At 53.9% G+C, this 21,191-nt stretch carries 24 protein-coding genes and 3 tRNA genes; 13 read left to right on the forward strand and 14 right to left on the reverse strand.

The genetic code is table 11. The features are described 5' to 3' along the window. The first annotated feature begins 212 nt into the window (after nucleotides 1–212). Nucleotides 213–716 (forward strand): non-heme ferritin-like protein, encoded by a 504-nt coding sequence (locus IM265_RS19995; protein ID WP_028013660.1) that lies wholly within the window; start codon nucleotides 213–215, stop codon nucleotides 714–716. A gap of 163 nt (nucleotides 717–879) precedes the next feature. Next, the gene (locus IM265_RS20000; protein ID WP_047367826.1) at nucleotides 880–2,223 is read left to right on the forward strand and encodes an anaerobic C4-dicarboxylate transporter; all 1,344 of its coding nucleotides are present in this window, start codon (nucleotides 880–882) and stop codon (nucleotides 2,221–2,223) included. A gap of 40 nt (nucleotides 2,224–2,263) precedes the next feature. On the opposite strand, the gene IM265_RS20005 is transcribed toward IM265_RS20000, so the two are convergent. The 3 genes from IM265_RS20005 to IM265_RS20015 all read right to left on the reverse strand — a co-directional run bounded on the left by IM265_RS20005 (nucleotide 2,264) and on the right by IM265_RS20015 (nucleotide 3,465). After that, nucleotides 2,264–2,515: a DUF2766 family protein gene (locus IM265_RS20005; protein WP_008500405.1), complete on the reverse strand. Its 252-nt coding sequence runs from the start codon at nucleotides 2,513–2,515 to the stop codon at nucleotides 2,264–2,266. A gap of 109 nt (nucleotides 2,516–2,624) precedes the next feature. Continuing rightward, on the reverse strand, nucleotides 2,625–2,708 hold the full coding sequence (gene azuC, locus IM265_RS20010; RefSeq protein WP_014884364.1) for a stress response protein AzuC: 84 nt from the start codon (nucleotides 2,706–2,708) through the stop codon (nucleotides 2,625–2,627). A gap of 118 nt (nucleotides 2,709–2,826) precedes the next feature. Further along, complete coding sequence (locus tag IM265_RS20015) at nucleotides 2,827–3,465, reverse strand: RpiB/LacA/LacB family sugar-phosphate isomerase (protein ID WP_028013662.1); 639 nt, start codon at nucleotides 3,463–3,465, stop codon at nucleotides 2,827–2,829. Nucleotides 3,466–3,719: 254 nt separating this feature from the next. On the opposite strand from IM265_RS20015, the gene yecR reads away from it, so the two are divergent. From yecR to tyrP, 3 genes are all read left to right on the forward strand, one after another. Then, complete coding sequence (yecR, locus tag IM265_RS20020; RefSeq protein WP_041909409.1) at nucleotides 3,720–4,058, forward strand: YecR family lipoprotein; 339 nt, start codon at nucleotides 3,720–3,722, stop codon at nucleotides 4,056–4,058. Between the two features lie 201 nt (nucleotides 4,059–4,259). After that, nucleotides 4,260–4,757, forward strand: coding sequence for a non-heme ferritin (gene ftnA, locus IM265_RS20025; RefSeq protein WP_028013664.1), 498 nt, complete (start codon nucleotides 4,260–4,262; stop codon nucleotides 4,755–4,757). A 245-nt stretch (nucleotides 4,758–5,002) separates the two neighbouring features. Then, nucleotides 5,003–6,214, forward strand: coding sequence for a tyrosine transporter TyrP (gene tyrP / locus IM265_RS20030; RefSeq protein WP_041909407.1), 1,212 nt, complete (start codon nucleotides 5,003–5,005; stop codon nucleotides 6,212–6,214). 34 nt (nucleotides 6,215–6,248) lie between these two features. On the opposite strand, the gene IM265_RS20035 is transcribed toward tyrP, so the two are convergent. After that, the gene (locus IM265_RS20035; protein ID WP_048959823.1) at nucleotides 6,249–6,917 is read right to left on the reverse strand and encodes a YecA family protein; all 669 of its coding nucleotides are present in this window, start codon (nucleotides 6,915–6,917) and stop codon (nucleotides 6,249–6,251) included. Nucleotides 6,918–7,332: 415 nt separating this feature from the next. On the opposite strand from IM265_RS20035, the gene IM265_RS20040 reads away from it, so the two are divergent. The 7 genes from IM265_RS20040 (at nucleotide 7,333) to IM265_RS20070 (ending at nucleotide 13,314) form a co-directional block, all read left to right on the forward strand. Continuing rightward, the gene (locus IM265_RS20040; RefSeq protein WP_028013667.1) at nucleotides 7,333–8,454 is read left to right on the forward strand and encodes a branched-chain amino acid ABC transporter substrate-binding protein; all 1,122 of its coding nucleotides are present in this window, start codon (nucleotides 7,333–7,335) and stop codon (nucleotides 8,452–8,454) included. 99 nt (nucleotides 8,455–8,553) lie between these two features. Further along, entirely contained in the window at nucleotides 8,554–9,468 is a 915-nt protein-coding gene (locus IM265_RS20045) for a branched-chain amino acid ABC transporter permease (RefSeq protein WP_028013668.1), read from the forward strand. A gap of 11 nt (nucleotides 9,469–9,479) precedes the next feature. Further along, entirely contained in the window at nucleotides 9,480–10,754 is a 1,275-nt protein-coding gene (livM, locus tag IM265_RS20050) for a high-affinity branched-chain amino acid ABC transporter permease LivM (RefSeq protein ID WP_193032065.1), read from the forward strand. Next, nucleotides 10,751–11,626, forward strand: a complete 876-nt coding sequence (locus tag IM265_RS20055) for an ATP-binding cassette domain-containing protein (RefSeq protein WP_045260336.1) — start codon at nucleotides 10,751–10,753, stop codon at nucleotides 11,624–11,626. The genes livM and IM265_RS20055 overlap by 4 nt, the downstream gene beginning before the upstream one ends. Then, on the forward strand, nucleotides 11,623–12,339 hold the full coding sequence (locus IM265_RS20060) for an ABC transporter ATP-binding protein (RefSeq protein ID WP_045631541.1): 717 nt from the start codon (nucleotides 11,623–11,625) through the stop codon (nucleotides 12,337–12,339). Before IM265_RS20055 ends, IM265_RS20060 begins: the two co-directional genes overlap by 4 nt. A gap of 161 nt (nucleotides 12,340–12,500) precedes the next feature. Then, on the forward strand, nucleotides 12,501–12,860 hold the full coding sequence (locus IM265_RS20065) for a CHAP domain-containing protein (RefSeq protein WP_193032052.1): 360 nt from the start codon (nucleotides 12,501–12,503) through the stop codon (nucleotides 12,858–12,860). A gap of 1 nt (nucleotide 12,861) precedes the next feature. Continuing rightward, a complete protein-coding gene (locus tag IM265_RS20070; protein ID WP_028013673.1) occupies nucleotides 12,862–13,314 on the forward strand; it encodes a DUF3828 domain-containing protein in 453 nt (150 codons plus the stop codon). A 200-nt stretch (nucleotides 13,315–13,514) separates the two neighbouring features. Here IM265_RS20070 and IM265_RS20075 read toward each other — a convergent pair. From IM265_RS20075 to uvrY, 6 genes are all read right to left on the reverse strand, one after another. Then, nucleotides 13,515–13,601: transfer RNA gene (locus tag IM265_RS20075), tRNA-Leu, on the reverse strand. A gap of 12 nt (nucleotides 13,602–13,613) precedes the next feature. Next, nucleotides 13,614–13,687, reverse strand: a tRNA-Cys gene (locus IM265_RS20080). A 46-nt stretch (nucleotides 13,688–13,733) separates the two neighbouring features. After that, nucleotides 13,734–13,809 (reverse strand) — tRNA-Gly (locus IM265_RS20085). Nucleotides 13,810–13,961: 152 nt separating this feature from the next. After that, the gene (gene pgsA, locus IM265_RS20090) at nucleotides 13,962–14,510 is read right to left on the reverse strand and encodes a CDP-diacylglycerol--glycerol-3-phosphate 3-phosphatidyltransferase (protein WP_041909393.1); all 549 of its coding nucleotides are present in this window, start codon (nucleotides 14,508–14,510) and stop codon (nucleotides 13,962–13,964) included. Between the two features lie 56 nt (nucleotides 14,511–14,566). Further along, nucleotides 14,567–16,399: an excinuclease ABC subunit UvrC gene (uvrC, locus tag IM265_RS20095; RefSeq protein WP_045260340.1), complete on the reverse strand. Its 1,833-nt coding sequence runs from the start codon at nucleotides 16,397–16,399 to the stop codon at nucleotides 14,567–14,569. Further along, a complete protein-coding gene (gene uvrY, locus IM265_RS20100) occupies nucleotides 16,396–17,052 on the reverse strand; it encodes a UvrY/SirA/GacA family response regulator transcription factor (protein WP_013096026.1) in 657 nt (218 codons plus the stop codon). The genes uvrC and uvrY overlap by 4 nt, the downstream gene beginning before the upstream one ends. A gap of 464 nt (nucleotides 17,053–17,516) precedes the next feature. Between uvrY and IM265_RS20105 the strand changes: the two genes are divergently transcribed. Next, complete coding sequence (locus IM265_RS20105; RefSeq protein ID WP_014832453.1) at nucleotides 17,517–17,741, forward strand: DUF2594 family protein; 225 nt, start codon at nucleotides 17,517–17,519, stop codon at nucleotides 17,739–17,741. Nucleotides 17,742–17,807: 66 nt separating this feature from the next. Here the strand turns inward: IM265_RS20105 and sdiA are convergent, their stop codons facing one another. From sdiA to dcyD, 4 genes are all read right to left on the reverse strand, one after another. Further along, complete coding sequence (sdiA, locus tag IM265_RS20110) at nucleotides 17,808–18,530, reverse strand: transcriptional regulator SdiA (protein WP_028013675.1); 723 nt, start codon at nucleotides 18,528–18,530, stop codon at nucleotides 17,808–17,810. Nucleotides 18,531–18,751: 221 nt separating this feature from the next. Then, complete coding sequence (gene tcyN, locus IM265_RS20115; protein WP_193032050.1) at nucleotides 18,752–19,504, reverse strand: L-cystine ABC transporter ATP-binding protein TcyN; 753 nt, start codon at nucleotides 19,502–19,504, stop codon at nucleotides 18,752–18,754. After that, the gene (gene tcyL / locus IM265_RS20120) at nucleotides 19,501–20,169 is read right to left on the reverse strand and encodes a cystine ABC transporter permease (RefSeq protein WP_028013677.1); all 669 of its coding nucleotides are present in this window, start codon (nucleotides 20,167–20,169) and stop codon (nucleotides 19,501–19,503) included. Before tcyL ends, tcyN begins: the two co-directional genes overlap by 4 nt. A 21-nt stretch (nucleotides 20,170–20,190) precedes the next feature. Then, complete coding sequence (dcyD, locus tag IM265_RS20125) at nucleotides 20,191–21,177, reverse strand: D-cysteine desulfhydrase (RefSeq protein ID WP_063154950.1); 987 nt, start codon at nucleotides 21,175–21,177, stop codon at nucleotides 20,191–20,193. Nucleotides 21,178–21,191 lie beyond the last annotated feature (14 nt).

Below are 21,191 nucleotides of genomic sequence, written 5' to 3' on the forward strand. Positions count from 1 at the left end.
ATATTAAACTTTGTAATGTATGGTAAACACAGCCTAATTAAGAGTTTTCTTAATCATAAGACAAAGGTATGCTTATTTATATCGAACACAGGAAGTGAATTTTCGATCGATTTTAGTCACTGCAAAAATTGCAATTCTGTTTTTCTTCGTATTTGCCTGGCTGTCAGGTTAAGCAGCGGACATCACGTCCCACAGTCTATAAGGATATGAGTATGGCTACCCAAACGATGATGCAAAAACTTAACGCGCAGATGAACCTTGAGTTCTACGCCTCGAACCTGCACCTTCACTTAAGTGCATGGTGTTCTGAAAAAAGTCTCACGGGCTCTGCCACGTTCTTTCGTTCACAGGCACAAAGCAACGTCACCCATATGATGCGCGTCTTTAACTTCCTGAAGGCCGCGGGGGCTAACCCGGTTGTTAAAGCCCTTGATGGGATCAATGAAAATTACTCTTCTCTGGAAGAACTGTTCCAGAAAACGCTGGAAGAGCATGAGCAGCGCTGTACGACGCTCAACAAGCTGGCCGATGAAGCCAGAGCACAGCATGACATCATCACTCTTAAATTTTTACGCGATATGGATAAAGAACAGCAGCAGGACGGTATGCTGCTGAAAACGCTGGCGGATGAGATCCACAATGCGCGCCAGGCCGGTTTACGCCCGGAGCAAGCCGACCGCCACCTGCTCGATCTTGTGACGGTGCAGCACCACTAAGCGTTTAACCTGCCTTGGCTCTGGTTCAGGGAGGCAGGTTCCTTCTTATCTCCCCAACCCTCTGCTTTTGCTGAAATTTAACAAATCAGATCTCGCTCTCAATGATTAACCTTACAAAATGTAATGATTTATTTAATTACATAATCATTGACGAGGGAAAAGCATGATCACCATTGAGTTTGTTGTCATTCTCCTCTGCCTGCTGACGGGAACACGTTTCGGCGGCATGGGGCTTGGGTTAATCAGCGGTATTGGCCTTTTTATTTTGTGTTTTGTCTTTGGGCTCCAGCCCGGCAAGCCTCCGGTTGACGTCATGTTAACCATTCTCGCGGTGATAGGCTGTGCCGCTACCCTGCAGACCGCGGGTGGCCTCAACGTCATGATGCAGTTTGCTGAACGCCTGCTGCGCAAACACCCGCAGCACATCACGCTTCTCGCCCCTTTTACCACCTGGATGCTGACCTTTCTGTGCGGCACCGGGCACGTGGTCTACACCATGTTCCCCATCATTGCGGATATCGCCCTGAAAAAAGGGATCCGCCCGGAACGCCCAATGGCGGTGGCATCGGTGGCATCCCAGATGGCGATCACCGCGTCTCCGGTTTCCGTCGCCGTTGTGTCGCTGGTCTCCATCCTGGCCGCACAGCATGGGATTGGGCACGCGTGGGGGATCCTGGAAATCCTCGCCGTATCGGTTCCCGCTTCGCTTTTCGGCGTCGCGATCGCGGCCCTGTGGAGTTTACGTCGGGGGAAAGATTTAGCTGATGACGGGGAGTTTCAGGAGAAACTGAAAGATCCCAAACAGCGCGAGTTTATCTATGGCGGCACGGAGACGTTAATGAACCAGCGTTTTCCGAAGCAGGCCTACTGGTCGACATGGATTTTCTTTGCCGGTATTGCGGTGGTAGTCCTGCTCGGAGCTTTCCCCGAACTGCGCCCGTCCTTCGAGCTGAAAGGTAAAATGACGGCCCTGTCGATGAACCTCGTCATTCAGATGATGATGCTCATCGCCGGTGCCGTGATGCTGATGGCCTGCAAGGTCAATGCCTCAGCCATCTCAAACGGTGCGGTATTCAAGGCCGGTATGGTGGCGATCTTCTCGGTGTTCGGGGTGGCGTGGATGAGCGATACCTTTTTCCAGGCGCATCTCGATGAGTTAAAGCTGGCACTGGAAGGGGTGGTGAAAAGCCATCCGTGGACGTATGCCATCGTGCTTTTCCTGGTGTCGAAGCTGGTAAACAGCCAGGCGGCGGCCCTGACGGCCGTGGCGCCGATGGGATTGATGTTGGGCATCGATCCAAAAATGCTGATCGCCTTCTTCCCGGCGTCCTACGGCTATTTTGTTCTGCCGACCTACCCGAGTGATTTAGCCTGCATCGGCTTTGACCGCTCGGGAACAACCCGCATCGGCAAATTCATCATTAACCACAGCTTTATTCTGCCCGGGCTAATTGGCGTGAGCTGCGCCTGCGCGGCGAGCTACCTACTGGTCCAGACCTTCTTTTAACGTTTTCAACGGGCGACACACGCGGTCGCCCGTTCGCGTTTTAATGAGACTCGCCCTGCGGCGTAAAGCGCAGTTCAATCAGCGCGATGGCTTTCTGGATCGCGCGAAGCGTCACCGGGTCGGCAGCCGCGGGATGGCTGGCAAAATCGATGTTTTTCAGCTGCGTGGACATCTTCTCGCGCACTTCAACCGGTGCAATAACGTCCAGAACATCAAGAATTTGCTTGATAACCAGCTGACAGGCGACAACGTCAGAGACCAGTTCCTGATCGGCGCTCAGGTTTTGTGACATGGGGCTTTCTCCTTATTCAAAGGCCGCCATAGTATCAAAACGTGGCCCGTGACATCTGCCCTTCATTGCCGCAGGACACAAAAAAACCCGCCGAAGCAGGTTTTTTTTATCAGAACATGGCGCCAGGCGGCACGTCTTTAAAAGTGCGGCAGTAATTGGCCCACATACTTTTCAGGATTTTGCGCAGTTTCATTGTGATGCTCCATTAACTTGTTATACAACTTTATAGTCAATGTGCCTATAATATGACCATCGTCACAAAAATCAATATTTTTGTGACGCATATCACAATTTAAACTGCGCAGTGCGCATTAACCCACGATACTGCGAACAAAATCCTCGATCGCCTTATCCTGGCAATTTTCAAAGAAGCACTGCTGGAAACGCGGGCCGGAAACAGCGGTCTTCACCAGCTCAGGATCGATGGCGCGCAGCGAGTCAAGATAGTTATCTTTTACCACGGCCGCTTTTACCTGGTTCAGAATACCGGCGTTACGCACCTGCGGCTCTTTACGCTCTGGAGGATATCCCTCCCCTTTTCGGCCGGTAAACGCCTTTTCAAAGATAAAGCGAACGTTTAGCTCCGCTCCCCAGCCAAACCCTTTGGCAAAAGGCAGAGAGAGCGCATTGCCGTTATTGATTTGCGCGAAGAGAAACGCGTCTGCGGGATCGATGCAGTAGCCGCAAATCACGCCAGGGTGGATGTTTAACGACATCAGCGCCCCCTGCCCGGTGCCGCAGCCGGTGACTACGAAATCCACCGCTTTCGCATTCAGCAAAATGCTCGCCATAATGCCCAGGTGGATGTAGGTCAGGTGATGATCGTTTTCGTCGCTCATACCCACGTTGTAAACCGGGAACCCTTTTTCATCGGCTACCGTTTTCAGCTCTTTTAATATGACTGGGTTTTTAGCCGCCTGGCTGTTTTCCATCATCAGTGCAATTTTCATTTTGTCTCTCCAGAATGCGCTGCGGGCGCTCCCCGCCATGGATACCTGTTCCCGTTCATTCTGGCATCAAATAAACAGACTTTCAAAGTAAATGAAATGCAGTTTTAAAAACCAAATGCACGCTCACAATTTTGTGAAGGGAAGGATCTACGTCGTCCGTTGCAAAGAGTGAGGGTAGATCGTCCGGCTATTCCTGGCATTGCAGCGGGCATCTGCGGGTACGATAACGTATTTCCATCCACTCAGAGCGAACCATGAAAAGAGCCATCGTAGCCGCTACAGTCCTGCTGCTCGCGGGATGCAGCGTTAAACGCCAGGCGGAAATCAGCAGCCTCGACGCGCCGAACGGCATTGTCCGCCTCGACTATGGCCAGGCCGTGCTGCAAAACGCCTGGTCCGATGAATATGTTAATAACGGTACCGCGGTAAAAGCCTGTCAGAACATGGGCTATGCCACCGCCTCTGCCTACGGGCAGCCGGTCAAAACCTGTACCCTGACAAGCGGCTCTTTGTGCCTGAACGAGAGCGTTACTATCCAGTATAAGTGCATGGGGTATGCCGTTAACCCTAAGGCAAATAATCCCTGGTATTAAAAAGCTGCCAGCGTTTGCTGGCGCTTTATTTAACTAAGAACAAAAATAATTCGCATTAATAAAAATAAATATCGCCAATGCGTTTTATTCCCATTCGTATTTTAAACGAACAAATATTTAATTTTACGTTTTGCAAATAATTAAATAACAAATTATAGTGTCGCTCATTATGAACCCGTAATAATAATCCGGAGCGCCACCATGCTGAAAACTGAAATGATCGACAAGCTCAATGCACAAATGAACCTTGAGCTCTATTCATCCCTTCTCTACCAGCAGATGAGCGCCTGGTGCAGCTATCACAGCTTTGAAGGTGCGGCCGCGTTTCTGCGTCGTCACGCCCAGGAAGAGATGACCCACATGCAGCGCCTGTTTGATTATCTGACCGATACGGGCAGCCTGCCGCGCATCGAGAACGTGGCATCGCCTTTTGCTGAATATAATTCTCTCGACGAACTGTTCCGCGCCACCTACGAGCACGAACAGCTGATCACCCAGAAAATTAACGAACTGGTTCATGCGGCAATGATCGGCCAGGATTATCCAACCTTTAATTTCCTGCAGTGGTACGTCGCGGAACAACACGAAGAAGAGAAGCTGTTTAAATCCGTGCTGGATAAATTATCCCTGGTGGGTAAATCCGGCGAAGGACTTTACTTTATTGATAAAGAACTGTCGACTCTCGATACGCAGAATTAATATCAGCGCGGTGCCGGTTTCCGGCGCCGCGTTAATTTACCTTTCCCCTGCATTAAAACACGCATTTTATTCCCCGTACGCCCTATTTACGTCACGCCTGACCGTCGCCCCACTCAGGATGGGCAGTAGCGCAATACGTAAACCTTTCATTACACGCCTTGTAACGGTGGTTTGACGAATTACCGCTTTTGCCTTACTCTGCGCCGCAGATTTTGTTGCGGTTAAGCGTCGTTGTAGAGGAAAGCGTGAAGAACAGAACCCTGGGAAGTATTTTTATCGTCGCCGGAACGACGATTGGCGCAGGAATGCTGGCAATGCCTCTGGCTGCCGCGGGAGTGGGATTTGGGATGACCCTGCTGCTGCTTGGCACGCTCTGGGCATTAATGTGCTATACCGCACTGCTGCTGCTTGAGGTTTACCAGCATGTGCCCGCCGATACCGGGCTGGGTTCGCTGGCGGCGCGCTATCTGGGACGCTACGGCCAGTGGATCACCGGCTTTAGCATGATGTTCCTGATGTACGCCCTCACGGCCGCGTATATCAGCGGTGCCGGGGAGCTAATCGCCTCCAGCGTCAACGACTGGTTTGGCTCTGACATTACCCCTGCAACGGGGGCTATCTTCTTTGCGCTTATTGGCGGCGGCGTGGTCTGCGTGGGCACATCGCTGGTCGATCTCTTTAACCGTTTTCTGTTCAGCGCCAAAATTCTGTTTCTGGTTGTCATGCTGGCGCTGCTGGCACCACACGTGCACAAGGTGAACCTGCTGACGCTGCCGCTGGAGCAAGGGCTGGCGCTTTCCGCCATCCCGGTCATTTTCACCTCGTTTGGCTTCCACGGCAGCGTGCCGAGCATCGTCAGCTATATGAACGGCGATGTCCGCAAGCTGCGTCGTGTGTTTGTTATCGGCAGCGCCATTCCGCTGATCGCCTACATTTTCTGGCAGCTGGTGACGCTGGGTAGCATTGACTCTTCAACCTTCGTCGGGCTGATGGCGCAGCACGCTGGCCTGAACGGTTTTCTGTTGTCGCTGCGCGAGGTGGTCACCTCGCCGCACGTGGAGCTGGCGGTTCACCTGTTTGCCGACCTGGCGCTCGCGACCTCGTTCCTGGGCGTAGCGCTCGGCCTGTTCGATTACCTGGCCGACCTGTTCCAGCGTCGCAATACTGCCGCCGGACGGTTACAGACCGGAGCCATTACCTTCCTGCCGCCGCTGGCGTTTGCGCTGTTTTACCCTCGCGGGTTTGTGATGGCGCTGGGCTACGCGGGGGTGGCGCTCTCTGTCCTGGCCCTGCTGCTCCCTTCCCTGCTGGCGTGGAAAAGCCGTCAGCAGCATCCTCAGCAAGGATATCGCGTCGCGGGAGGAAAACCGCTGCTGTGCGTTGTGTTTGGCTGCGGGGTAATGATTATTCTGGTGCAGGTGTTGATTGCCGCCGGGATGCTGCCGGAAGTGGGTTAAAGATAAAAGGGGCTATCATCAGCCCCTTTTTTTATCAGTGCAGGCAGCAGCTCTTAAACTTCTTCCCGCTGCCGCAAGGACACGGATCGTTACGCCCCACCTTCGTGCCGTTCACGACAGGCTTCTTCGCTTCCGGCTGCTGCGGGTTCTCCACCCAGTAGTTGTATAAGCGCAGGGCCGCAGGCTGGATGCTCTCGATGCTGGCGATATACTCCTCTTCGGACAGTTCATTCAGCTTCTCGCTGTTCTCTTCCGTTCCGTGCAGGGCAATCACGTCGAGATCGGCCTTCAGGGCTTCCGGCAAGGCTGACCAGTCCGTCAGCGCCACGCCGCGCATATAGCCATAGCACCACTCTTCGACCACGGTGTAACTCTCCCCGTCAACGTCGTTATAGCCGAACAGCGGCTCAAACTGATCCGGGTATTCACTCAGGCGCTCGGCAATGTCGTTCATATGCTTAAAGCAGAGATCGATAAAACGGTTCATCTCGCGATCGTTTTTCCAGCGGGGGATGTACTTCTCCCCGCCCCACACCGCCACCAGCCAGGCATCTGGCTCAACGACAACAGGGCCGGAAAGCACTGCAGTAAGCATGCCGTCCAGTTCGGACACGTCAATCACGGACGCATCGTCATGACCGTAAGACATTAATGTCTCTTCCAGCCACGCCATTTCGCTTTCATTTAATGGACCTTCCGTCATCGCGGACACTCCTGATAAAAAAGGAAAGGATCCTACCACAGATCGCACGCCTGCCCTGGCTGAAGTTTAGGTCTTTATTGCTGCAAAAGTGTGCAAATCGTGACCGTTGCACAACTTATGGGCTTTATTGTTAACGATGTGTGATCTCCGCTGTAAATTCTTCTCCTGGCGCAGGGCGGGATAACGCGGCGCTCTATACTCAAACATGTCATAACCCCGTCAAGGGGTTAACCATTCTGGCAACGTTTTTGCTTGCTGTTCTTCGCGCGACGCTGCGCATGGAAACCTCGCCGTATCACGCAGGATGCCGTTCGTTTAGTGCATTTTGTTCTTGCTCGTGTTTTTGGATTGGCTGCGCCCTGGGCGTTCAGGCTTACGCCGTGGTGCAAAAACCTCTTTGCTAAGGAACATAATAATGTCGCTGAAATTTATCAAAACGCCTGTTTCTCTTGTGCTGGCCGGTTGTCTGGTAACGGCATTTTCCGCCCGGGCAGATATCGTGATCGGTGTCGCCGGACCGTTCACGGGCCCTAATGCCACCTACGGCGATCAGTACTGGCACGGCGCAACGCAGGCCGCCGAAGACATTAACGCCGCAGGCGGTATTAACGGTGAGAAGATCAAACTGGTTCAGGGGGATGACGCCTGCGAGCCTAAGCAGGCGGTGGCCGTCGCCAACCGCTTAGTCGACCAGGATAAGGTCAACGCCGTGGTCGGCCATTTCTGCTCCTCTTCCACCATGCCCGCCTCCGAGGTGTATAGCGACGCGGGCATCATCGCGATTACTCCCGGCTCAACTAACCCGCAGATCACCGAACGCGGCATGAGCGACATGTTCCGCATGTGTGGCCGCGACGACCAGCAGGGTCAGGTCGCCAGCGACTTCATTATCGACAAGCTGAAAGCCAAACGCGTGGTCATCATTCACGATAAAGACACCTATGGACAAGGGCTGGCAGACGCCACCAAAGCGGCGCTGGCGAAGCGCGGGGTCAAGGATGTGATGTATGAAGGTTTATCCCGCGGTGAAAAAGACTTTAACGCGCTGGTGACGAAGATCGGCGCGCAAAAACCGGACGTGGTGTTCTTCGGCGGCTGTCACCCGGAAGCTGGCCCGCTGGTTCGCCAGATGCGTGAACAGGGGGTGCAGGCGAAATTCTTCTCCGGCGACTGCATTGTCAACGAAGAGATGGTGACGGCAGCGGGCGGCCCGCAATATACCAACGGCATTTACATGACCTTTGGTAAAGATCCGCGCCTGATCCCGGACGGTAAAGCGGTTATCGACAAATTCCGCGCCGGTAAATTCGAGCCGGAAGGTTATACCCTCTACTCCTATGCCTCCGTACAGGCCATTGCCGCAGCCTTCAAGGCCACCGGCGGCAAGGATTCCGCGAAAGCCAGCGAGTGGCTGAAAGCCAATTCCGTCGACACGGTGATGGGCAAAAAAGCCTGGGACAGCAAAGGCGACCTGAAAGTGTCTGACTACGTGGTTTACCAGTGGGACGACAAGGGAAAATATAAGGAAGTGCAGTAACGGGACGGAGTCACGCTCAACGTCGGCGGGCTTGCCCGTCGGCGCGTAATAAACATCAGGCTGCGCGCCTCGCGCAGCCTATAAAACGAGCGCGCTAAGATGAGTACATTCTTCCTGCAGCAGTTAGTCAATGGCTTAACGCTGGGCTCCGTCTACGGCCTGATCGCCATCGGCTACACCATGGTGTACGGCATTATCGGGATGATCAATTTCGCCCACGGCGAAGTGTATATGATTTCCGCCTATCTCTGCGCCATTGGTCTGGCGCTGCTCTCTTTCTTCGGGCTTGAGTCCTTCCCCCTGCTGATTCTGGGTACGCTGGTGTTCACCATCGCGGTAACTGGCGTGTACGGCTGGACTATCGAGCGTATCGCCTACAGGCCGCTGCGCAACTCCACGCGCCTGGCGCCGCTTATCTCCGCCATCGGGATGTCGCTTATCCTGCAAAACTACGCCCAACTGAGCCAGGGCCCGCGCCAGCAAGGGGTGCCGACCATGCTCGACGGCGTGATTCGACTGCATCTTGGCGACGGATTCGTGCAGATAACCTACACCAAAGTGTTTATTCTGCTCGCCTCGTTTGCCGGCATGCTGGTGCTTACGTGGATAATCAACCATACCCGGCTGGGGCGGATGTGCCGCGCGGTACAGCAGGATCGCAAAATGGCCTCTATTCTGGGGATCAACACCGACCGGATTATCTCCCTGGTCTTTGTTATCGGCGCGGCGATGGCCGGCCTGGCGGGCGTGCTCATCACCATGAATTACGGCACCTTTGATTTCTACGTCGGGTTTGTGATTGGCATTAAGGCCTTTACGGCGGCAGTGCTCGGCGGTATCGGTTCCCTGCCCGGCGCCATGCTCGGTGGCCTAATCCTTGGCGTCGCGGAAGCCCAGTTCTCGGGCATGGTGAACTCGGATTATAAAGATGTCTTCTCGTTTGGCCTGCTGGTCATGATCCTGATTTTCCGGCCCCAGGGTCTGCTCGGGCGTCCGGTTGTGGCCAAAGTGTGAGGAAGAGAATGATGACATCGCACGGTTTTTCTCTCAAGCGCTGCGTTCTGGACGCGATTTTTTCCGGGCTGATTGCGCTGATTATCTTCGGCCCGATTGCCGGCGTGGTGCTGGACGGGTACAGCTTTAACTTTGCCGGACAACGGCTGGCCTGGATGGTCGGCATTGTAATGCTGGGGCGTTTTCTCTTGAGCGCTTTTTTGGGTACCGCCGCGGGCGCTCGTTTCCAGGCGCGCTTCGAAACCGATAACGCGGGCGTCTATGTTAGGCCACCGGACTACAAAAGCCGCATGCGCTGGATTATTCCTCTGGTGATTGCGCTTGCGGTTTGCTTCCCGTTTGTCGCCACCAAGTATGTACTGACCGTCGCCATTCTCGGGCTGATCTACGTGCTTCTCGGTCTGGGGCTGAACATCGTCGTGGGGCTGGCCGGCCTGCTGGACCTGGGGTACGTCGCCTTCTACGCGATTGGCGCGTACGGTCTGGCGATGGGGTATCAGTATCTGGGGTTAGGCTTCTGGAGCATGCTGCCGCTGGCGGCAATCATGGCCGCCGCCGCCGGTGCCCTGCTCGGCTTTCCGGTACTGCGCATGCACGGCGACTATCTGGCGATCGTCACCCTCGGGTTCGGGGAGATCATTCGCCTGATCCTGAACAACTGGCTGACCTTCACGGGGGGGCCAAACGGCGTGTCAGCCCCTCCCCCCACCTTTTTCGGCCTGGAATTTGGACGACGCGCGAAAGAAGGTGGCGTGCCTTTTCACGAGTTTTTCCACCTGACCTACAACCCGAACATGAAGTTTATCTTTATCTATACCGTACTGTTTCTGGTGGTGATGCTGGTGCTCTACGTCAAACACCGCCTGACGCGGATGCCGATTGGCCGGGCGTGGGAAGCCCTGCGAGAAGACGAAATTGCCTGCCGCTCGATGGGGTTGAATCACGTCCTGGTGAAGCTCTCCGCCTTTACGCTGGGCGCGTCGACCGCGGGGATTGCCGGGGTGTTCTTCGCAACCTATCAGGGGTTTGTGAATCCGACCTCCTTTACCTTCTTTGAATCCGCGCTGATCCTCGCCATCGTGGTGCTGGGCGGCATGGGCTCTACCCTTGGCGTGGTGCTGGCCGCCTTCGTGCTGACGGTAACGCCGGAGCTGCTGCGCAGTTTTGCGGAGTACCGCGTCCTGCTGTTTGGCATGCTGATGGTGGTGATGATGATCTGGCGTCCACGCGGCCTGATCCGCATTAACCGCAGCGGGTTTGCCGTGCGTAAGGGCGTGGCGCCATGAACGGGACGATATTGCGCGTGGAACATCTGATGATGCACTTCGGTGGGATTAAGGCGCTTAACGACGTAAATCTGGACGTGCAGCGCGGCTCCATTACCGCCCTTATCGGGCCAAACGGAGCGGGAAAAACAACCGTGTTTAACTGCCTGACGGGTTTCTATAAGGCCTCCGGCGGCAATATTTTATTTTCTACCCGCACTAAAACGACCAACGTTATTCAGGTTCTCGGACAAAAATTCCAGCCGGGCGACTGGATTAACCCCGCGCAGTTCGGGCAGCGCCTGTTCTACAAAATGTTTGGCGGAACGCACCTGGTGAACCGCGCCGGGCTGGCGCGCACCTTTCAGAACATCCGCCTTTTTCGCGAGATGTCTGTCGTGGAAAACCTGCTGGTCGCGCAGCATATGCGCGTTAACCGCAATCTGCTCGCCGGGATCTTAAACACGCCAGCATATCGGCGGGCGGAAAGCGATGCCCTGGACAGGGCCTTCTACTGGCTGGAGGTGGTGGACCTTGTGGAGTGCGCCAATCGCCTGGCGGGAGAGATGTCGTACGGGCAGCAGCGGCGTCTGGAGATCGCGCGGGCAATGTGTACCGGGCCCGAGATGATCTGTCTGGATGAGCCTGCCGCCGGGCTTAACCCGGTCGAAACGCATAAGCTGAGCAGCATTATTCGTTTCCTGCGCGATCGTCATGACATCACGGTCTTACTGATTGAACATGATATGGGGATGGTGATGGAGATTTCGGACGACATTATCGTGCTCGACCACGGCGATGTCATTGCCAGAGGGAAACCCGAACAGATTCAGCATGATGAAAAGGTGATTGCTGCCTACCTGGGTACGGACGAAAGCGAGGTGACCCTATGACCGAACCGCTGCTGGCATTTCGCAAGGTGGATGTGTTCTACGGTGCCATTCAGGCGCTGAAGCAGGTCTCCCTGGAGGTCAATAAAGGTGAGACCGTGGCGCTGATTGGCGCTAACGGTGCGGGTAAATCCACATTGCTGATGTCTATCTTTGGCCAGCCGCGCATCCGGAGCGGGCAGATTCTGTTCAGTGGTGACGACATTAGCCATCAATCCACCCACTACGTCGCCTCCGGCGGCATTGCGCAGGCGCCTGAAGGCCGGCGTGTCTTCCCGGATATGACCGTCGAAGAGAACCTGCTGATGGGAACCATCCCCATCGGCAATCGTTTTGCGGCTGAAGATATGCAAACCATGTTCGACCTGTTCCCTCGCCTCAAGGAGAGGCGCAAGCAGCGCGCGATGACCATGTCCGGCGGGGAGCAGCAGATGCTGGCGATCGCCCGGGCGCTGATGAGCCGTCCCAGGCTGCTGTTGCTGGATGAACCGAGCCTGGGCTTAGCGCCGATAGTGGTGAAACAGATCTTCCAGACGCTGCGCGAGCTGGCCCGCAACGGCATGACCATTTTTCTGGTGGAGCAGAATGCGCACCATGCGCTGAAGCTTTCCGACCGCGGATATGTGATGGTTAACGGGCAGATCCGGTTGAGCGGCAGCGGCGAGGAGCTGCTGGGAAATCAGGAGGTGAGGAAGGCGTATTTGGGCGGATATTAAAACGCCCGCGATAGCGGGCATAAAGATGCCGTATGGATTAACCAAACACCATTATCCAAACAGATAGTGGTTTAATTCCGATCACCCTTATTTACAAAAAACTGCAACTTACAGGCGTAATGTTTCCCTTGTTAACCATTAAGTCTATAAGGGATTAAATTATGTGGAGTGCCCATAAAGCCGCAGTTTATGCCCGCCAGCATGCGGGCGAGCATAGCCAGAAAAGATGTGCAGAATTTGTTTCAAAAGCCATTCGCGCTGGCGGTGCTAATCTGCAGAACACACATTATGCTAAGGATATGAAAAGCAATTTGATTTTGGCTGGCTTCCATCAGATTTACGGCGAGCCTGTTGAGGGTGACGTGGCAGTGATCCAGCCTACAGCCCATCACCCCTATGGCCATGCATGCATCTATGGCGGGAACGGCGTCTGGTACTCTGATTTTGTTCAGCGAACAATGTATCCGGGAAAAGAATACCGGGAAGTAAAGCCAGCGTATGAAATATACAGGCATGACTAACATGAAAAAAATAATTCTTGCTGCCCTGCTTCTGCCCACTCTCGTATCAGCTGCACAGAAGCTACCCCCTGAGGCATCCGCCGCCCTTCAGTTTAATAAGTGGTACATCTCGCAGATTCTTAGCGGGAAAGAGCCAATTAAAAACTATGAAGCGCTGAGCCGATACGTTACCCGCGAAACAATCAGCAAACTCAAAGCCATGGATAAGCTGGATCCGGATGAATATGACGTGCCTGACGTCGATATGTTCATAAAGGCCCAGGGATATGATGATGACTGGGGCATCGTCAGTGCGCGGGCATTAGATTACGATGCCGCATGCATGCAGGTGTATATATCATTCGGTAAAAAGCGGGATCACACCGTGATTGACTGCATGGTCAAAGAAAATGGCGCATGGAAAGTTCAGTCCGTGGCAAGCGTGAATATTTCTGACAACCTGAGCGCAGAATGATATCGGCGATATGACAGGGGTACTGATGCAATGCATCTTCGCGAATCCCTGTCGTATCGCCGACAAATACACCTTCGCTCTGGATAACTGAATAACTGAATAATAACAATGATGCAAGAAAGTGGATTTCAGGCACAAAAAAACCACCTTTCGGTGGTTTCACGACACTGCTTATTGCTTTGATTATTCTTTGTTTCCCATGGTACCCGGAGTGGGACTTGAACCCACACAGCGCGAACGCCGAGGGATTTTAAATCCCTTGTGTCTACCGATTCCACCATCCGGGCTCGGGAAGAAAGTGGAGGCGCGTTCCGGAGTCGAACCGGACTAGACGGATTTGCAATCCGCTACATAACCGCTTTGCTAACGCGCCGTAAAACTTTTCTAACTGACACCCGCTATTGCGCATGTCTTTAATCTGGAGCGGGAAACGAGACTCGAACTCGCGACCCCGACCTTGGCAAGGTCGTGCTCTACCAACTGAGCTATTCCCGCATGTTATCAAGTTAACTGCTAACCACTTGATTTCATTATCGTCCGGCTTACTGTGCCGCCGTTCGATGCGTTGCATTCTACTGATATGACGTGATGAGTCAACGTTATTTTTTGCTTGTCTGGATTGTTTGCTGAAAATTACGGCGAAACGATCACTGATCAAGCAAATCCCCGCGCGCAGCGTTCAAATATTGCAGCATTGACCACAGCGTCAGCACTGCCGCCACCCACAGGAGGCCAATCCCCGCCCACTCAACCCAGGCGTTCGGACGCCAGAGCATCCACACCAGCGAGGCCATCTGCGCGGTGGTTTTCACTTTACCAATCCAGGATACCGCCACGCTGCTGCGTTTCCCCAGCTCCGCCATCCACTCACGCAACGCAGAGATGATGATCTCACGGCCAATCATAGTTGCGGCGGGCAGCGTTACCCACCAGGTATGATAGTGCTCAGCCACCAGCACCATCGCGATCGCGACCATCACTTTATCCGCTACCGGATCGAGAAAGGCGCCGAAACGGGTGCTCTGGTTCCAGCGGCGCGCCAGATAGCCATCAAACCAGTCAGTTACCGCTGCAATAAGGAAGATCAATGCGCAGGCGAACGGTGCCCAGACGACCGGCAGGTAAAACGCCAGCACAAAGAACGGAATCAGTACAACACGAAAGAGAGTGAGCAACGTAGGGATATTATATTGCATAGTGACGGTAACTATTTGTTGTCAGTAAAATTTAGCTCTATGTTGCTACAGAGCCCTCAATGTTTCAACGAGTAGTAGATCTTTTCTGCCAGCCCTTGCGAAATACCCGGCACTTTTGCAATTTCCTCCATACTGGCGTTGAGTAATCCTTGCAATCCGCCCATATACTTCAGCAGCATCTGGCGGCGTTTTGGCCCAACGCCCTCAATAGTTTCAAGCGTGCTCGTGTTTTTGACCTTCGCCCGTTTTTTGCGGTGGCCGCTGATGGCATGGTCGTGCGACTCATCGCGAATATGCTGGATGACGTGCAGCGCCGGGGAGTCCGGCGGCAGGCTGAAGCCCTCACCTTCCGGCTCAAAAAACAGCGTTTCCAGACCGGCCTTACGATCGGCCCCTTTTGCCACGCCTAACAGCAGCGGGTGATTCTTGTCCCACTCAACGTCGAGCGACTCGAATACCGCTTTCGCCTGACCTAGCTGCCCTTTCCCACCGTCGATAAGAATCACGTCCGGGATCTTGCTCTCTTCAATCGCTTTACCGTAGCGACGGCGCAGCACCTGATTCATGGCAGCATAGTCATCACCCGGCGTGATGCCGGTGATGTTATAGCGGCGATACTCGGCGCGTAGCGGGCCGTTGGCGTCAAATACCACGCAGGACGCCACTGTCTGCTCACCCATCGTATGGCTGATATCGAAACATTCCATTCGCTTCACTTCCGGCAACTTCAGGAGCGTCGCCAGCGCGGTTAGACGCTGGTTAACCGTCGATTGCTGGGACAGTTTAGTGGTGAGCGCCGTCGCCGCGTTGGTCCGCGCCAGCTTCAGATAGCGTGCACGGTCACCGCGCGGTTTGGTTTGAACATTGACCCTACGCCCGGCCAGTTCGGAAAGCGAATCGGCCAGCAGGGTTTTATCATCGAGGCTAAAATCGAGCAGGATCTCCGAGGGCAGCGTACGCATCTGGCTGCCCTGAAGATAAAACTGGCCAACAAAGGTTTCCACCACTTCACCCAGCTCGGTGCCGCCAGGCACCTTCGGGAAATAGCTGCGGCTGCCGAGCACTTTGCCCTGGCGAATAAACAGCACATGCACGCAGGCCATGCCGGCGTCGAAGGACACGCCAATAACGTCGAGATCGTCGCCGGTATTTGAGACAAACTGTTTCTCAGTGACTCTGCGCACCGCCTGGATCTGGTCGCGGATCCGCGCAGCCTCTTCAAACTCAAGTGCGGCACTGGCTTTTTCCATTCTGGCGATCAGCTGGGTTAAAACCTGATCGTCTTTGCCAGCTAAGAACAGGCGTACGTATTCCACCTGCTGCGCATACTCGTCTTCACTGACCAGCCCGGCAACACAGGGGCCAAGGCAACGCCCAATCTGGTACTGTAAACATGGGCGCGAGCGGTTGCGGTAGACGCTGTTTTCACACTGGCGGATCGGGAAGATTTTTTGCAGCAGCGCCAGCGTCTCTCGCACGGCATAGCCATTCGGGAAGGGGCCGAAATATTCGCCTTTCGCGTGTTTTGCGCCGCGGTGCATCGCCAGGCGCGGATGGGTGTCACCACTCAGAAAGATAAACGGATAGGATTTGTCGTCCCGCAGCAGCACATTATAGCGCGGCTGGTAGAGCTTAATATAGTTGTGCTCAAGCAGCAGCGCTTCCGTCTCGGTATGCGTCACGGTGACATCAATATTCTGAATGAGTGAGACCAGCGCTTCGGTCTTACGGGAGGCAAGGTTACTGCGGAAATAGCTGGAAAGACGCTTTTTAAGATCTTTGGCCTTCCCCACATAGATAACCGTACCGCCAGCGTCATACATCCGATAGACGCCTGGCTGGCTGGTTACGGTTTTCAGAAATGCTTTTGAATCGAATACATCACTCACTGACTTAACAACGTCTCCGCGTTACATAAACCGTGCCGGATGGCCAGATGAGTCAGTTCAACATCACCATGAATGTTCAGTTTACTGAACATACGATAACGATAGCTGTTGACCGTTTTCGGGCTGAGATTCAGCTGCTCCGAGATCTCATTCACTTTCTGACCCTTGGTGATCATCAGCATAATCTGCAATTCACGCTCAGACAAACTGGCAAACGGTGATTCCGTTTTCTCGGGTTCGATCTGGCTCAGCGCCATCTGCTGCGCAATGTCGGAGGCAATGTAACGCTGCCCGGCAAATACAGAACGGATAGCATTGACGACCTCCTGCGGTGCGGCGCCTTTGCTCAGGTAACCGGCTGCCCCCGCCTGCATCACCTTCGCGGGAAGCGGATTTTCAGTATGCACGGTCAGCATGATGACTTTTGTATCAACAAAGGTACGCGCGATTTTGCGTGTTGCCTCAAGGCCACCGATACCGGGCATATTCATATCCATCAGCACCACATCGGCCGAGTTTGTGCGGCACCATTTTACGGCATCTTCCCCACAGCACGCCTCACCGGCAACTTTAATACCTTTAATATCTTCAAGAATGCGTCGTATCCCTGCGCGCACCAGTTCGTGGTCATCAACAAGAAGGACGTTGATCAAAGGAAATGTCTCCAGAATAGGGATAACGCTACTGAGTGATAATTTGGCTTATATTAACGGTTTTCATCACAAGATTAAAACGTTAAAAAATCGGCTATTCGATTTTGCTCTCGTTTTTGGAAATTAGCCTGTACAGTCCATGGAAAGAGAGCCCTTGCCATCAGAGCTTTTGCGGCTATTTTTAAGCATCTGTATTCAAAAAGTTACAAAAAGCTTGCACGCTTTCCTCGCGGAAAAACTCTTCTCAATTTTTGTAACAATAATTAACGGCAAGTAAACCAGGCGCAAACAATTAATAGCCGTACCAGAGCATCAGTTTACCGGCTGGCTCTGTTTACGCAAATAAACACTGGCGTAAAAGTACGAAAAACAACCGCTGCATTTTTTGCTGCAGCTTGTGGTATACTCCGCCGCCTTGACTTTCGTCGTCGCGCTTTAGCGCCGTTTAATAATGAGGAAAATAAATGAGCACACCTGAATTTGCCACTGCCGAGAATAACCAGGAACTGGCACAGGAAGTAAACTGCCTGAAAGCGCTGCTAACGCTGATGCTGCAGGCGATGGGCCAGGCTGATGCTGGTCGTGTGATCATTAAAATGGAAAAACAAATCGCGCAGATGGAAGACCAGGCGGAATCGGCCGTATTTGCTAACACCGTTAAGCAAATCAAACAAGCGTACCGCCAGTAACAAAAAACGGCTGGATGCAGTGCATTCAGCCGTCCACTCGTCTGTCACGCAGAACGTACTCTCTAATCAGATCAGTCCTGTAGCCGCCGCATAACAGGCAATCTGCGTCTTGTTTGGCGCATTAAATTTTTTCTGCATATTCTTCTGATGGAAGTTAACCGTATTCTCTGAAATAGAGAGAATGATCGCTATTTCCGCCGACGTCTTACCTTCCGCGGTCCATTTCAAAATTTCTCGTTCGCGTTTGCTGAATTTCATCTCAGGCGGCATAACCATCTTATCTTCAAAACGCAGCAGCGCTGTTAATGCCATTTGCACCAGCATCTGCAGCCGCAACTCTATTTCCTCGCCGGCAAACGGTCCTTCCTGCGCGCGAGTACGGGAAACTGAGAGGAAGCCGAGCGCATGATTAGGCAGCATCAGACACTGAGTTATTCCCGAACGTAGACCGAAGTCCTGCGCCCTATGCCATAATTCCTGAGCATCCGCAAATAATTCGTCCGTCCAGGGTAAATGCCCCTGAATGAAATTCTCCGGCTTTAGCACCGGATCGATGGTGAAATAGTTCTCTGATTGATATTGCGCCAGCCACTGTTGCGGATAAGTGGCATGCACAGCAATTTTAGGCCGCGTAAACGGCACCGGATGGCGCACACAGAGTGAGTAATAATCGAATTCCAGCGCCTGAGTTTGTCGCTGAAGTTCATGATATACCTCGGCGGCACAGGTCAATTCCTGAAACCGCAGGGAGCAATCCCGTCGCCAGGTGAAAAAGTCTGAATCCTTCATACTTACTAAAAGAAGCCTCTGAAAAGATAATCATTATTATGGTGAATATAACCTAACACATAAAACTTATTTCTAACTACAAAATATCGGCACTAGCACCATTAACTATGCTATGGATAAGGATTATTCTGTTCGGGTAGAATAAAAGAACACCGTTTAAGGCGAAGAGCGAGAATAATTTGCTCCAGAAGAACTTTCTGGAGCAAATGAGTACATAAATGCTACTGCATAAGGAATTTTTCCAGGAACTGACGGGTTCGCGGCTGCTGGGGGTTAGCAAATAAGCTTTTCGCCGGTCCCTGCTCCACAATCCGCCCCTGGTCCATAAAGATGGCTCTGTCCGCCACGTCGCGCGCAAAGCTCATTTCATGGGTCACGATAACCATCGTGCGTTTTTCCTGCGCCAGCTGGCGGATGGTGTTCAGCACCTCACCCACCAGTTCTGGATCGAGCGCGGAGGTCGGTTCATCAAACAGGATCACGTCAGGGCGCATCGCCAGCGCGCGCGCGATGGCCACGCGCTGCTGCTGCCCGCCCGACAGGCGGCGCGGATAGCTGGTCTCTTTCCCTGCCAGCCCGACTTTGGCGAGCAACTCGCGGGCGAGTGCCGTCGCTTCCTCTTTGGGCTCACCTTTTACAATGACCGGTCCTTCAATAATATTTTCCAGCACCGTGCGGTGCGGGAATAGATTGAAGCTCTGGAACACAAAGCCGACATGCTGACGCAGGCGGCGAATCAACCCTTTCTGCTGGCTGATGGATTTGCCGGTATCAATCGTTATCTCCCCAACCCGAATGGTGCCCCCTTCCGGCTGCTCAAGCAGGTTGATACTGCGCAGCAGCGTGGTTTTCCCCGAACCGCTCGGGCCAATAATCGCCACGACTTCGCCCTGCTCAACTTCCAGGTCGATGCCGTGGAGCACCGTTTGCCCGTGGAATTTTTTCACCAGGTTTTTGACGTCAATTGCACTCATTTTGGATCACGCTCCTGGCGGTTAAGCTGGTTTTCAAAGTAGTTTTGCAGAGCAGACAACACCGTCGCCATCACCCAGTAGATCAGCGAGGCGGCCAGATACATGGTGAAAACTTCAAGGGTGCGCGAGGTAATGAGCTGCGCCTGACGGAACAGCTCCGGCACCTGGATGGTTGCCGCCAGAGAGGTATCTTTTACCAGGCTGATGAAGCTGTTGCTCAGCGGCGGAAGCGCTACCCGCGCCGCCTGCGGCAGAATGGCGCGACGCAGCGTCTGCCACGGCGTCATCCCGATACTGGCCGCCGCTTCCCACTGGCCTTTATCAATCGACGAGATCGCCGCGCGCAGGGTTTCGGAGGTATAGGCCGCCGTGTTAAGCGACAGGCCAATCATCGCCGCCGGGATCGGATCCAGCTCGATGCCGAACTGCGGTAAACCGTAGTAGATCATAAAGAGCTGAGCGATAAGCGGCGTACCGCGAAACACGGAAATATAAAAGCGCGCCAGCCAGCGTACCGGCAGGATGGGCGACATTCGCATTAAGGCCAGTACAAAGCCCAACACAAGACCGAAGAACATCCCGCCGATACTGAGCTGTAGCGTGAATACCGCACCTTTCAGCAGGAATGGCAGGGAATCAATAACCAGTTGAATACTTTCTTGCATTATTATTTTTCGACCTGATTTTTAGACATGAGGATGATAAGCAAACAGCGCGGGCGCCCCGCCGGTGTGCACAAATAAAATCGGCCCTTCATCCTTAAAGCGTTTCTGCGCAATGCCATCGATAAGCCCGGCCATCGCTTTACCCGTATAGACCGGATCGAGCAGTATACCTTCAAGGCGCGCCAGCAGCTTAACGGCTTCCATCCCCTCTTCATTAGGCGTGCCGTAGCCCGGCGCAAAATAGTCATCCCAGAGCAAGATCTCGGCCCTGGCCTTCAGCTCCAGTTGCTCTGCCACCGCCTGTTGCAGCGCTACTACTTTTGGCTTCTGGTCCGCGACGCTGCGGGAAACCGTCACGCCAATCAGCTCGACATCCGGCAGAAGCTGTTCCAGCCCCACCGCCAGCCCGGCATGCGTGCCCGCGCTTCCGGAGGCGACAACGACCGACGAGAGGCTAACGGCGCCCTCGCACTGCTGGGCGATTTCCAGCGCACTTTCCACATAGCCCAGCGCGCCCAGCGCGTTCGAACCGCCGACGGGAATAACGTAGGGGCGGAAACCCTGCGCTTCCAGACGCGTCGCCAGATCTTCGAGCTGCGCGGTCGGGTCGGTCAACGCATCCACCATCTCCACCTGCACGTTGAACAAGTCTAAAAGCAGGCGGTTACCGTTGGTGAGATAGTTTTCAGCCCGCGTGCCAATCGGGTTTTCCAGCAGGGCCACGCAGTGAAGCCCGAGCTTTGCCGCCACGGCGGCCGTCTGACGAACATGGTTGGACTGAATGGCCCCGGCAGTAATAAGCGTATCCGCGCCTTCGCGCAGCGCGTCGGCCGCCAGAAACTCCAGCTTGCGCAGCTTATTGCCCCCCATCGCCATCGGCGTCACGTCATCGCGCTTAATAAAAATATCGCGTCCCAGATAATCAGAAAATCGCGGCAGGTACTCCAGCGGCGTCGGCGCACCGATAAACTCCAGACGGGGAAAGCGCGTTAAATTCTGTAGTGACATGGACTCTCCGGTAA

The organism is Enterobacter cloacae complex sp. P17RS, assembly GCF_014895885.1.
In the GTDB taxonomy this organism is placed as follows: Bacteria; Pseudomonadota; Gammaproteobacteria; order Enterobacterales; family Enterobacteriaceae; genus Enterobacter; species Enterobacter bugandensis.